The organism is Thiohalophilus sp. (genome assembly GCF_034522235.1).
Lineage (GTDB): Bacteria > Pseudomonadota > Gammaproteobacteria > UBA6429 > Thiohalophilaceae > Thiohalophilus.
The window spans coordinates 929,867-943,612 of the sequence record NZ_JAXHLN010000003.1 but is presented as its reverse complement, the minus strand read 5'-3'; the positions used below and the strand labels follow the sequence as shown (position 1 = coordinate 943,612).

General features: G+C 59.1%; 11 protein-coding genes. All 11 read right to left on the bottom strand.

The genetic code is table 11. The annotated features are described in order from the left end of the window. Positions 1-36 precede the first annotated feature (36 nt). Complete coding sequence (locus U5J94_RS07610) at positions 37-429, bottom strand: hypothetical protein (protein ID WP_322565043.1); 393 nt, start codon at positions 427-429, stop codon at positions 37-39. Between the two features lie 110 nt (positions 430-539). Next, positions 540-4,265: a YhdP family protein gene (locus tag U5J94_RS07605; protein WP_322565042.1), complete on the bottom strand. Its 3,726-nt coding sequence runs from the start codon at positions 4,263-4,265 to the stop codon at positions 540-542. A gap of 40 nt (positions 4,266-4,305) precedes the next feature. Further along, positions 4,306-5,772 carry a ribonuclease G gene (gene rng, locus U5J94_RS07600; protein ID WP_322565041.1) on the bottom strand — a complete coding sequence of 489 codons (1,467 nt, stop codon included), beginning with the start codon at positions 5,770-5,772 and terminating at the stop codon, positions 4,306-4,308. 11 nt (positions 5,773-5,783) lie between these two features. Further along, positions 5,784-6,377: a Maf family protein gene (locus U5J94_RS07595; RefSeq protein ID WP_322565040.1), complete on the bottom strand. Its 594-nt coding sequence runs from the start codon at positions 6,375-6,377 to the stop codon at positions 5,784-5,786. Between the two features lie 75 nt (positions 6,378-6,452). After that, the gene (rlmH, locus tag U5J94_RS07590; RefSeq protein WP_322565039.1) at positions 6,453-6,920 is read right to left on the bottom strand and encodes a 23S rRNA (pseudouridine(1915)-N(3))-methyltransferase RlmH; all 468 of its coding nucleotides are present in this window, start codon (positions 6,918-6,920) and stop codon (positions 6,453-6,455) included. Between the two features lie 228 nt (positions 6,921-7,148). Further along, entirely contained in the window at positions 7,149-7,493 is a 345-nt protein-coding gene (rsfS, locus tag U5J94_RS07585; RefSeq protein WP_416224203.1) for a ribosome silencing factor, read from the bottom strand. A 12-nt stretch (positions 7,494-7,505) separates the two neighbouring features. Continuing rightward, on the bottom strand, positions 7,506-8,141 hold the full coding sequence (nadD, locus tag U5J94_RS07580) for a nicotinate-nucleotide adenylyltransferase (protein ID WP_322565037.1): 636 nt from the start codon (positions 8,139-8,141) through the stop codon (positions 7,506-7,508). Between the two features lie 99 nt (positions 8,142-8,240). Next, entirely contained in the window at positions 8,241-9,509 is a 1,269-nt protein-coding gene (locus U5J94_RS07575; protein ID WP_322565036.1) for a glutamate-5-semialdehyde dehydrogenase, read from the bottom strand. Between the two features lie 30 nt (positions 9,510-9,539). Beyond that, a complete protein-coding gene (gene holA / locus U5J94_RS07570; RefSeq protein ID WP_322565035.1) occupies positions 9,540-10,577 on the bottom strand; it encodes a DNA polymerase III subunit delta in 1,038 nt (345 codons plus the stop codon). Positions 10,578-10,594: 17 nt separating this feature from the next. Next, the gene (gene lptE, locus U5J94_RS07565; protein WP_322565034.1) at positions 10,595-11,155 is read right to left on the bottom strand and encodes an LPS assembly lipoprotein LptE; all 561 of its coding nucleotides are present in this window, start codon (positions 11,153-11,155) and stop codon (positions 10,595-10,597) included. Continuing rightward, positions 11,156-13,660: a leucine--tRNA ligase gene (gene leuS, locus U5J94_RS07560; protein WP_322565033.1), complete on the bottom strand. Its 2,505-nt coding sequence runs from the start codon at positions 13,658-13,660 to the stop codon at positions 11,156-11,158. Positions 13,661-13,746 lie beyond the last annotated feature (86 nt).

Sequence of the window (13,746 nt, the reverse complement as noted above, 5' to 3'; positions counted from 1 at the left end):
TTGTACCTCGTTCACACTGGGGAAAAGGCGTAATACTCAGGGGTTATTCGCCGCGGGGTCATCGGGCAGTATCGTCATAATCGGCGCGGTTTTCTGGCCATCGGAAATAATCTCCAGCTCGATAACATCGATATTGGCGCTACCGGCGCGCATTTCAAGAGCGGTGGAGGGAACCCCCAGGGCGATCAGCCAGGTCCGCAGTTCCGCCGCCCACACACTGCCCTGTTCACCCCCGGGATAATGAACCCGCAGACGGGCGCCGGGCGTTGCCTGAAAATCCTGCATGGCCCGGGACAGTGCCGGCATGGCCACCACCGATTTGGCGCTGCGGGGCACCGACCATTGCTCCAGGCTCAAACGGTGCGCGGCATCGGCCACCACAAGGTGACAAACACCGAACAGGATGACTGTCAGAAGGGATTTGATCATAGGCCAAGAATATCATTAAACCGGCGCCCGGATCAGTGATGTCGAAAACTGACAGTTCTGCGCCGATCACAAAACCGGCGCATTATACAGTTCGGAGATCGTCCTTGGGGTTATTCCGGGACACTGTCCAACGGTGTGATAACGGGGTCTTCCCAACTGCCGGTCACGTGATAACGCTTCGCCGACGCCTTGTCGATCCCGCCCCCGAACAGTTTTTCCAGAAACAGGATTGCCGCCCCGACCTGGGTTCCGAACAGCAGGCCCCCGGCTATCGGCAAGCTGTCACCGACCCGGGGGGTCACGGTGACCCGTTGATCGAAGTCGCGGGCGGCCAATCCGGTGCGTCCCCGAATCCGGATTTCCGCCACCGGCGAGCTAATTCGCAGATTATCGCTGTAGGCGTTGCCGTCACGGAGCTGGACGCGTCCGCGCATCTCGTCGAAGCTGAAACCCTCCTGAAAGGTATCACGAAAATCCAGCATTAAACGCCGCGGCAGGGCCGACAAACTGAACAGCCCCAGCAAACGACCGGCGCCGGGTTCGACCTGGACGAAACTGCCGTCATCCACCTGCAGCTGAATCGTGCCGTTCAGCAACCCCGCTGTCACGGCGGCCGGGGGGGCCGCCCAGTGCAAGTCGCCGCGGAGCAGCGTATCGCCCCCCTTGATGATTGCCGAATAACCCAGCTCTTCCAGAAACCTGCCCAGATTGGGACTGGTCATTTCGAAATTGACCTTACTGGTATGTAGGCCCGATTCATATAACCAGTCACCACTGGCATGCAGGCGCAGGTTTTCACCTTGTAACAGCAGGCGCCGCAAACTCAGCCCTTTTTGCAGCGATCGGAGCTCAAAATCCAGACGCCCGAGCCTGTGCTCGCCGTATTGCAACTGATCAATACGGCCGCTGATCTCCGGAAACTTGTCCGGCGGCGGCGAGTAACCGGCCGATGACCCGGCAGACTCTTCATCCGACTGCTTTGCTGCCTTAACCACGACCAACCGTTCCATATCAAGCCGGATCGGCAGATTCAAGCCTCCATCCAGGATATCCGCTTGTTGTAAGTCCTTTATTAATGCCTCCCAGGCGGAAGGATCGAAACCATCCAGTGCACCGTCGATCAGCAGGACACGATCCGGTGGCAGTTGTGCCGATGCCGAACCAACGTGCAGCACACCGCGAGTCAATCCTGTGTGGCGTTCGGTCTGCTCCAGTTCCAGCCGGGCATCCAGCTTGTTTCCCAGGTTGACCGAAATGCGGCTCTGTCCATTATCATGAAATCGTATTTCAGTGCTCAGCCGGGCGCGTTCCCCCGCCCCTTTATTCAATGGTGACGGCAGCTCCGAGCGGACCCCCTCCAGATCGGACCCGATCCGGACAAGTGGCGGCTGGCCCAGCTCCGTGCCACTTTCCACGATCACCGCACCATGCCATGAACTTTTGCCCTCCACCACAGCGGACCACGGCAAGGCAAAACGTTCCGCCAGTCGACCGGCATCCAGCTGACCATCGGCTAAGAGGCTGATTTGCCGGTTGCCCTGTTCCAGTTGCCGGCTATCGAGCGCCAGCTCGATCGTCTCCCCAAGCAGTTGAGAATGCAGACCATTGGACGATAAACCGTCCTGATCAAAGGTAACTTGACCGTTGATCTCAACAAGTTCCAGCTGACCGTCCAACAGATGCAACTGACCGTTGGCCAGGTTTAACTCGCCCTGATAGCGAAGGGGTGACTGTGCCTTGACACGCGAGTTCAAAGGAATCATCGCCTCAAACCGGGTATGCGCCCTGCCTTCGATCCCCGAACGCTGCACAAAGGCGCGTCCCCCCGGCGCCAACGGGCTCGCCGTTAAAATCCGTGCGACATCAACCAACTTACCGTTGGCATCTACCTGCAACTGCAATTTCGGTGATCTAAAATCTGCGATACGTACCCGGGACGGGGAAAGCCGCATATCAAACAGTTTGCCGCGCTGGACCAGCAATTCCACCCCCCGCCCGGTCAAAACAGCTGACAGGTCAACTCCGCTGAGCTCGGGCCATTGTTCCCGATAGTCCAGCGTCGCATCCCGGACATCAAACTCGACCTTGAACTGTCCCTGATGGTCACGAAACGGAAAATCCTTCAAGCGACCGTTAAATACCATGCCACCCTGGCTGACATGACCGTCGACAATACCGCGATCCAGCCAGTTGACCAGCTCGCTTTTCATGATACCGGTCGGATAATAACGCTCGGCAGATGCCGCCTTGCCGTTTTCAAAGCTGACTTGCAAATCGAGATAAGGCGAGATCGATGATTCCTTGGGAAAACTCAGCAGCAGATCACCAGCCACTTCGATATCATCTGTGTCGACCTGCAGCTCGTTACTGTGTATGCGCCAGCTATCGCCTTCATCGTGCCATTGCACATCGCCCTCTAAACGGCTCACCTCCAACGGCTCACGGAACAGCCGCGGTAAATCCAGTGCCCCGGAAGCGGATGTCAGTTGCAGGCGGCCCTGCCGTTCATCTGCAATAATCCGCCCTTCCAGGCCGTCAACACCCGGCAAGTTACGCCACGGACGGGTAGAAAGCTGATCAAACTCGGCCTGAAGCTGATAAGCCGCCCGCTCCTGTGCATCCTTCCTGTGATAAAAATGTAGACTCCGCATATCACCGGCCGGTTTTGCCGTTTTCAGAAACCCGGACTGTTGTTCATCCAGCAAATTGGTCTGCAACAACAGGTTTGCGACATCCTCAAGGCGAAAATAGTCGGTATCCACACGCCAATCTGATACGCCTTCTTCACTGTTCTGATGACTGATACGGAAGCGCGTCTGAGGCCAGACATCACCGCCGCTCATATACTGAAAACGATCGACATTGAGCCGCCAACCGTTACCCCGGTTATCGACATCGAACAACCCGCCCATGAGTTGAATATCGTAGGGTTTATCCATTACCGGCAGAGACAGTTTGAGATCATAGGCAGTCAAATCACCGCTGATCTTCTGAATCGCATTATTCTCCCAATCTCCCCAAATCTGAAAATCCGCCATACCGGAGTGCAAGCTGACGCCCATATACGCGGGTTTGACGCCCCATTTATCGAGCTGCACGGCATCACCGCGCATATAGATTTTGCCTTTCATCTCACGCGGATTAAGAATATTGCCTCGCACATCCATGGCAACATCAAAACGCTCACCCATCCGCTGCGGCAGATTGACCTGGACATTGAGCTGATGCCGCTGGTTATCGTTTCGAAGTATCAGATTCACGTCATCGAAGCGCAGTGTTTCACCATCCTGCTTAAGGTCTTTCCACAAAATCGTGCTGTTACGCAATGCCAGGCTGCTGCGTTTGAACAACCAGTCTGCCAGCTCAGCAGAACCACGTGCTCGATCGGGCTGGAAGGTTTTTTCGAGGTCCTGGACATCCACACCCTGTAGCAGAAAACGCCCGTCTTCCTGCCGGGTAATCGCCAGCTGGATTCCGTCGATGGTAAAGTTTCGGGGTACCACCTGGCGTTGGCGAATCGAATCGAACAAGGCTACACCGAGCCGGGCCTGTTCAAAACGTACCAGCTCTCGCTCGCCGGTTTTATCCAGCATGTAGACGTCATCGAAGATCAACATCGGTGTAAAACCGACCAGGCGCGCGTCCATGGATTCGATTCTGACGGTATGATCCAGAAACGCACTGGCAAACTGTTCCAGATCGGCACGGTAAGCGGTCAGATCGGGCAGAAATATTCGAAACAGGGAAACCAGCACGGCCAGGGTAACCAGCAAAGCCGCCAGGCTGTACCAGAGGGTACGCCGTGCAATACGCAGGTATTTTTTTACAGTAGACACCTAAACTATCATCACTCTGTCAGTTTGAGGCAGACATTCGTTACATGAGCACTACATCGAACTGTTCCTGGGTATACTCGGACTCAACCTGGAACTTGATTGGTTTGCCGATAAACTCCTCCAGTTCGGCCACACTGGTGGACTCCTCGTCCAGCAGCATATCCACCACCGGCTGTCCCGCCAGGACCAGAAACTGCTGTGCATCGAACTGACGCGCCTCGCGCAGTATCTCACGAAAAATCTCGAAACAAACTGTTTCCGCTGTCAGCAGTGTGCCGCGCCCGTTACAGGTAGAACAGGGTTCGCAGAGAATATGTTCCAGACTTTCCCGGGTTCGTTTGCGGGTCATCTCAACCAATCCCAGGCTCGAGACTTCGCTGATATGGTTTTTGGCGTGATCCCGCTCGAGGTTTTTCTCCAGCGCCCGCAGCACCTGCCGTCGATGCTCGATATCCACCATATCGATAAAATCGATGATAATAATTCCACCCAGATTGCGCAGTCGCAACTGGCGCACGATCGTCTGGGTGGCTTCAAGATTGGTCTTGAAAATCGTTTCCTCGAGATTGCGATGTCCGACAAAAGCGCCGGTATTGACATCAATGGTAGTCATCGCCTCGGTCTGATCGATGATCAGATACCCTCCTGACTTGAGTTGCACCTTGCGTTCCAGTGCCCGGCGGATTTCATCCTCGACACCATAAAGATCGAAAATCGGTCGTTCGCCCGGATAGTATTCAATCTGATTGACCAGATTGGGAATAAACCGGGAAGCAAATTTTTTGACACGCTCATAGGTTTCATTGGAGTCGATGCGGACTTTTTCGATATCGCTACCACTCAGATCGCGCATGGTGCGCATCACCAGCGGCAGATCTTCGTAGAGAAGATTATCGTCTTCACCATTACTTATCTGACTGCGCTCCTGAATGGCCGTCCACAATTTTTGCAAAAAGCGCATATCATTGAGTATAGCCTCCTCGGAGACCCCCTCCGCCACGGTACGCACAATATAACCGCCAGGTTCAAACTCCGACACACGGCGAGCAACGATCTCCTTCAGGCGCTGACGTTCGGCTTCCTCATCGATTTTTTGCGATACACCGACATGCTCGGCGCCCGGCATGTAAACCAGATAACGCGAAGGAATTGATAACTGGGTGGTCAGGCGCGCGCCTTTGGAACCCATCGGATCCTTGATCACCTGAGCAATAACTTCCTGGCCTTCACGCAACAGTTCCATAATGGTCTGCGAGTTTTTTTCATCGTTACCGTCCCCATGTACCGCGATATCGGAAACATGTAAAAAGGCGGTGCGATCCAGTCCCATATCGATGAATGCCGCCTGCATCCCGGGAAGAACCCGACTGACCTTGCCGCGATAAATATTGCCGACCAGACCCCGTTTACGTGCCCGTTCGATATGCACTTCCTGTAACATTCCGTTTTCCACATAGGCGACGCGAGTCTCTTGCGGCGTGACATTGATTAACAGTTCTTCACTCATCCTGGCTCCACTCAGTCCCGATCGGAAAACAGATCTATCCCGACCTGTTGCAGTAATTGTGCTGTTTCATACAACGGTAATCCCATCACCCCCGAGTAACTGCCGCACAACTCGCGAACAAACGCGGCGGCATAACCCTGTATGGCATAGGCGCCTGCCTTGCCCTGGCTTTCGCCGGTTTGCCAATAGCGTTCACACTCCGCCCGGTTCAATCCCCGAAATGTCACCTGGCTGACATTGAGTGCCTCGTATTCTTCGCGATCGATCAGCGCCACGCCGCTGAGTACCTGATGGGTCCGTCCCGATAGCCGCTGCAGCATGGCGATCGCTTCGGCCCGATCCTGCGGTTTGCCCAGTACCTCGTCGTCAATGACGATGACCGTATCGGCGCCGAGTACCGCTCGCGGCGGTTTTTCATCGATCAGCGCCAGGCCGGCGCGTGCCTTGTCCCGCGCCACCCGGCGGACATACGCCTCGGGCGCTTCGTTATCCAGCCGGGTCTCGCTGATTGCGACATCCAGCAACCGGTAACGGACGCCGATCTGCCTCAGCAATTCGCGACGCCGCGGCGAGGCCGATGCCAGATAGATATCAAAAGGTTCCATACCTGTGAGTGTACCCTGTTCCGGCCCCGGGTTTCAGTGTCCCCCACGGTCATTCAGGGGGGACCGGTTGTCAGGTTATTTATGGTATGGATGGTGCTTGAGTATGCTCATCGCCCGGTACAGCTGTTCTGCCACAATAATGCGCACCAGCGGATGAGGCAAGGTCAGGGGGGAGAGGGACCAGTGGCCGCTGACCTGTTGCAGGCAATCACGGGACAATCCGTCCGGTCCGCCGATCAGCAGGGCAACATCCTGCCCGCCCTGCAGCCAGTCGCTCAGTTGCCCGGCCAGTTGTTCGGTGGACCAGCTCTGGCCCTGGCTATCCAGGGCCCAAACAGCGGCACTTTTCGGCACCGCCGCCAGCAACTTTTCGCCTTCCTGCTGTTTGAGTTGTTCGACGGCACTGGTTTTGCCGCGTTTGGCCAGTGGAACCTCGACCAGATTCAGCCGACACTCGGGCGGCATGCGCCGGGCGTATTCGGCATAACCGTCCTGAACCCAGCCGGGCATCTTGCTGCCTACCGCCAAAAGATGAATCTGCATGCCTGCCTGCGGGTTATCGTAAAAGGATCCGTGTATTCAGATTTGTCCGGATTCGATCAGCAGAGGTGAATGACCACCGAAAACACCGAATGCACCGAATGCACCGAATGCACTGAAGACACTGACAAACCACTTTTTAGCTTCGGTGTGTTCGGTGCATTCGCTGTCGTCAGTGGTTATCCTGCACTTGCCCAGGCCTCTCGCACCGTTGCATTCCGATCACCCGGGTTATTTTTCAGCTGCCGAGGGACTGTCCTCGCCCCAGAGCTTTTCCAGGTTGTAAAAGTCACGAATCGGCGGTTGCATGATATGCGCCACCACATCACCGAGATCGACCAGAATCCATTCGGCATACTGTTCACCTTCCATGCCCAGGGGTTTGACGCCGGCCGCCTTGGCCTTGACAACAATACTGTCGGCAATGGCCTTGGCCTGTCGTGCAGTATTGCCGGTGGCTATGACCATGATATCGGTCACGCTGGATTTACCGCTGACATCGAGCACCTTGATGTCGGCACCTTTGACGTCCTCGATCGCGTCCACCACCAGTTGTGTCAGTTGTTCCTCGTTCATCATCGTGCCTGTTTACCCGTAGATGTGTTGCGTTTTGATAAATTCGTGGACGGTATCCGGCAGTAAATAGCGAATATCCCGTCCTCTTGCCAACTCCTCGCGAATGCCACTGGCGGAAATATCCAGTTGGGTCACCGACTGGAAAGCGAGCTTGCCGGCCGGCTGGCGGGCCAGTTGTTCCGGTTCGCTGTAGCGCGTCTGGATCTCCCTGGCCAGAATCGAGTCCGTACGCATGTCGCGCAGCGACCAGCCGGGCCGGTGGGTGATCACCAGATGGGTGTAATCGAACAGATCCTGCCAACGGTGCCAGCCTTCCAGCCCCAGAAAGGCATCCAGACCCAGAACCAGGCACAACGGAGTTGAGGTACCCAGCTCTTCGCGCAGGCTGTGCAGGGTATCGACCATGTAAGAGGGGCCGCTGCGGCGCAGTTCCCGATCGTCGATCACAAAACCGGGCTGCCCGGCAATCGCCGCACGCACCATCATCAAGCGTTGCAGGGCCGACGCCTGGGGCTTGTCCCGGTGCGGCGGCTCACCACTGGGAATAAAGCGCAGCTCCCGCAGTCCCAGGGCCTGATAGATCTCCAGCGCCGGTCGCAGATGGCCGAAATGGATGGGATCAAACGTCCCGCCAAGAATCCCAATCATAAGTACAGGGCCGAGGGCCGAGGGACGAGGGCCGAGTGGATTGGTATCATGACCTCTAAATGCACGCTGGTTTCCTCGTCCCTCGTAACTCGTCCCTCGTCACTTGCGGATATGACCATCACCGATCACGATGTATTTCTGCGAGGTGAGCCCCTCCAGGCCGACCGGGCCGCGGACGTGGATTTTGTCGGTACTGATGCCAATCTCGGCGCCCAGGCCGTATTCGAAACCGTCGGCGAAGCGGGTCGAGGCGTTAACCATCACCGAACTGGCATCCACTTCGGCAAGAAAACGCCGCGCGCGGCCGATATCCTCGGTCAGGATCGCCTCGGTATGCCCGGAGCCGTGGGCGTGAATGTGCTCGATGGCGGCATCCAGATCGTCCACCACCCGGATCGAGAGGATGGGCGCCAGATACTCGGTATCCCAGTCTTCCTCGCTGGCGGCTATGGCCTGCTCGAGGATCGCCCGGGTCGCCTCGCAGCCGCGCAGCTCCACCCCTTGCTCCTGATAGAGCCGACCCAACGGCGGCAGGACGGTAGCCGCGATGTCGCGTTGCACCAGCAGGGTTTCCAGGGTGTTGCAGGTGCCGTAACGCTGGGTCTTGGCATTGAAAGTGACCTGCACCGCCTTGTCCACATCGGCCTTGTCGTCGATATAGACATGGCAGACGCCGTGCAGATGCTTGATCACCGGCACCCGGGCATCGGCGGTGATGCGCTCGATCAGTCCCTTGCCGCCGCGCGGCACGATCACATCTACATATTCGGGCATGGTGATCAGTTCACCGACCGCGGCGCGATCGGTGGTCTCGATCACCTGCACCGCCTCGTCCGGCAGGCCGGCCTGCTGCAAACCCTGATGAATACAGGCGGCAATCGCCTGGTTGGAATGTTCGGCCTCGGAGCCGCCGCGCAGAATCGCGGCATTGCCCGATTTGAGACACAGGGCGGCGGCGTCGGCGGTGACGTTGGGGCGCGACTCGTAAATAATGCCGATGACGCCCAGCGGCACCCGCATCTTGCCCACCTGGATCCCCGAAGGCCGATAGGCCATGTCGCTGATCTCACCCACCGGATCGGGCAGCGCGGCGATCTGGCGCAGGCCCTCGGCCATGGCGGCGATGCGCTCGTCATTGAGTTCCAGGCGATCCAGCAGGGCCGCGTCCAGCCCCTTGTCGCGTCCGGCCTGCAGATCCTCCCGGTTGGCGGCCAGCAGGGCCTCGCGCCCGGCCTCCAGCGCCTCGGCCATCGCCTGCAGGGCGGCGTTTTTCTGGTTGGTGCCGGCGCGCGCCATCGCCCGCGAGGCCTGGCGGGCCTGGCGGCCCAACCGGGTCATGTACTGCTTGATATCGACTTTCGCGTCCATCGTTTTTTAGTTTTGCCTGTCGGTGAGTGATCAGCCGGTGGCCCGCCCCGACTCGAACAGCGGGGTACCAGCCAGCGCTGCGGTTAATTGTAACAACTCCGCCCACTCGGCGCCTGCCGCCTGGCCCTTGATGCAAAAATCGATATGCCGGCAATGACGCAGCAGCGCCTGCCAGTCGGCGGCGCGGGGATAGCGCCGCAGGGCGGCCCCCACCGGGGCCTTGCGTTTGTCCCAGACCCGGTGTTGTTGCATCACCGCGGCAATCGGCCGGCCTGTCTCCAGCTCCGCCGCCATCGCCGCCAGGGCGCGGATCTCGCGACTCAGGGCCCAGAGCACCAGAATCGCCTCGACCCCTTCGGCGCGCAGGCCGGATAACATGCGCTGGGCCCGGCCGAGATCCCCGCTCAGGGTCACATCCACCAGCGAGAAGAGATCATAGCGGGCACTGTCGGCCACCGCCGACGCCACCTGCTCGGCATCGATGGCCCCGCCGCCAGTGAGCAGGCGCAGTTTTTCCAGTTCCTGATCGGCGGCCAGCAGATTGCCCTCGACCCGATCCACCAGCAGTTGCAACGCCGCTTCGCTGGGCTGCATTTCGCGCAGGGCCATGCGCTGCTTCAGCCAGGCGGGCAGCCGCGCCGCCTCGATGGGCCAGATCGCCACCGTCACGCCGGCCCGATCGATGGCCCTGTACCACTTGCTGTTCTGTTGCTGTTTATCCAGCTTGGCACTGATGATCAGCAACACGGTATCCGCCGGCGGGTTGTCCAGATAGGCCAGCAGGGCCTTGCTGCCCTCGGCCCCCGGTTTGCCGGTGGGCAGGCGCAGTTCGATCAACTGTTTTTCGGCGAACAGCGACAGATTGGCGGCCGAGGCCCCCAGGCTGTGCCAGTCAAAGCGGGCGTCCGCGTGCAATACCTGGCGATCGGTATGCCCCTGCTGCTGGGCCTGCCGGCGAATGGCACCCACGGCCTGATCCAGCTGAAACGGCTCATCGCCGCTGATCAGATAGACCGGGGCCAGGCCCTTTTGCAGGTGGGCGGGGATCTGTTCAGCGCGCAGTTTCATCGTCACATTCGGCCAGGCTATCTGGCATCGAGGGTCGTCGGCAATGTGGTCTCCGGGGGATGGCGCAACTGGAAGGTGATCCGGCGCAGCATCTGCACGGCCGCCTCCTCGGCCAGGATCCGCTTGAGCCGCGCCTCCTCGTCCGCCATGGCCAGACTATTATCGGCATTAAACTGATAGGCCCGATTCACACTGACCGACTGGCTCTCCAGTAACGGTTCGCCGCTGGCATCGATCAGCTTGAAATCCACGTTGTAAGTCAGCTGATATTCATTCGGTCGTCCGGCGCTGTCCACCGACAGCGTGCGGCGCGATATGTCGTCGCGCGTGATCACCAGCCGGGTACGGGGCGGCCCGGCATCGGCATCAAAATCGAGCCGGCCCCCGGACTGTTGCCAGGAGCGGACCAGTGCCCCGCCCAACGGCGAATACTGCCCCACGCCCTCAGCCACAACGTGCTCCATCGCGGGCGGCAGATCGACCGCGCCGCGCAGGCGAAACCCGCAGGCCGGCAAGGCGAGGCTCAGCATCAGCAGCGCCAGCAGCGCGTAACGGGATCCGCTCGGTAGCGTAGGCATCTATTTCACCACGATATTGACCAGTTTTCCGGGCACCACGATCAGCTTGATGATCCCCTTGCCTTCGATAAAGCGTTGCACATTTTCCTCCTGCTGGGCGGCCTGTTCGATCTGGTTGCGTTCGGCATCCACCGGCACACTGATGCGCCCGCGCAGTTTGCCGTTGACCTGCACCACCAGCTCGACTTCCTCGCGCACCAGGGCCGACTCATCCGCCTGCGGCCACCGCTGTTCGATGGCCGCCCCCGTGTGGCCCAGCGCCTGCCACAGTACATGGGTGATATGCGGCACGATGGGCGACAACAACAACACCACCGTCTCCAGAGCCTCCTGGACCACGGCCCGCCCTGCCGGGGAATCATCCTCGAACTTGCCCAGTGCGTTCATCAGCTCCATCACCGCGGCGATGGCGGTATTAAAAGTATAGCGCCGGCCCATGTCATCGGTGCACTTGGCGATGGTCTCGTGCACCTGACGGCGCAGCGTTTTCTGTTTGTCCGACAGGCTGGCCGGATCGAGCGCAGCGGCCGGGCCGCCTTCGACCTGTTGCTGCACCCGCGCCCACAAGCGCTTGAGAAAACGGTAGGCGCCGTCGACCCCGGCGTCGGACCATTCCAGGGACTGTTCCGGCGGCGCGGCGAACATCATGAACAGCCGCGCGGTATCGGCGCCGTACTTGTCGATCAGCGCCTGGGGATCCACCGTGTTGCCCTTGGACTTGGACATCTTGGCGCCGTCTTTGAGAACCATGCCCTGGGTCAGCAGATGGGTAAAGGGTTCGGCGGGTAATGTGCCAACATCGGCCGCTCCCGGCTTCCCTGCCTCCCGCGGCACCAGGACATCCTGTACGTCGCGCATCAGCTTGTTGTAAAAACGCGCGTAGAGCAGATGCAAAATGGCGTGCTCAATGCCCCCGATATACTGGTCCACCGGCAGCCAGTAGTTGGCCCGTTCATCCAGCATCGCTTTGTCGTTGTCCGAACTGGCGTAACGGGCGTAGTACCAGCTCGATTCCATGAAGGTATCGAAGGTATCGGTTTCGCGCTCGGCCTTGCCACCGCATTGGGGACAGCGGGTGTTATAAAATTCCGGCATCTGCTTGAGCGGCGAGCCGACCACGCCCTCGAAGTTCACCTCTTCGGGCAACACCACCGGCAGATCCTTTTCCGGCACCGGCACCTCGCCACACTTTTTACAGTGGATGATCGGGATCGGCGCGCCCCAGTAACGCTGGCGCGACACGCCCCAGTCGCGCAGGCGGTAGGTCACCCGCTTCTCGCCCCGCTTCTGTTGCTTGAGATGTTCCGCAATCTTTTCAAACGCGTCGTCGGAAGTGAGCCCGTCAAAGTCGCCCGAGTTGATCAGCCAGCCCTTGTCGGTAAAAGCGCCCTGGTTCAGATCCGGCAATTCACCTTCCTGCGGCGCGATCACCGGGGGGATCGGCAGGCCGTAGGCACGGGCGAATTCCCAGTCGCGCTGATCGTGCGCGGGCACGGCCATGACCGCTCCCTCGCCATAACTCATCAGCACGAAGTTGGCCACATAGATCGGGATCCAATCCCCGCTGATCGGATGCACCGCCTTGAAACCGGTGTCGATGCCTTTTTTCTCCAGGGTCTCGAGGGTGGCCTCGGCGGTACCGGTCTGCTCGCACTCTTTTATAAAGGCGGCGACATTGGCATAGCGCTCGCCCGCTTCCTGCGCCAGCGGATGCTGCGCCGCCACCGCCATGTAGGTGACACCCATCAGGGTATCCGGGCGGGTGGTAAAGACTTTCAGACGCTGCTTGCGCTCGGCCAGGTCGAAGGCAATTTCCACGCCGTGGGATTTGCCGATCCAGTTGCGCTGCATGGTGCGCACCTGCTCGGGCCAGCCCTCCAGATTGTCCAGCTCCTCGAGCAACTCGTCGGCATAGGCGGTGATCTTCATGAACCACTGCGGAATATCCTTGCGCTCCACCGGCGTGTCGCAGCGCCAGCACTTGCCCTCGATCACCTGCTCGTTGGCCAGCACGGTCAGATCGTTCGGACACCAGTTGACCGGCGAGGTCTTCTTGTAGACCAGCCCTTTTTTATACAATTTGGTAAACAGCCACTGCTCCCAGCGGTAATAGTCGGGATCGCAGGTGGCCAGCTCCCTATCCCAGTCGTAACCGAGCCCCAGGCGCTTGAGCTGGGCGCGCATGTAATCGATGTTCTGCCGGGTCCAGGCCGCAGGGGCGACCTGGTTCTGCATGGCCGCGTTTTCCGCCGGCAGGCCGAAGGCGTCCCAGCCCATCGGCTGCAGCACATTCTTGCCCTGCATGCGCTGGTAACGGCTGATCACATCCCCGATGGTGTAATTACGAACATGGCCCATGTGCAGGCGACCGCTCGGATAGGGAAACATGGACAGGCAATAGAATTTTTCCCTGGCCGGATCCTCGCTGACCTTGAAGGATTGCTGCGCTTCCCAGTACTGCTGGGCGGCCTGTTCGATCTGTTCGGGGCGGTATTGTTCGTCCATTCGCTCGCTGCTTCGGTTGATCTTCGGATAGGGATAAGCGGCCTATTCTACTCCGCCCGCCCGCCGGGCAAAACCGCCATATTCGG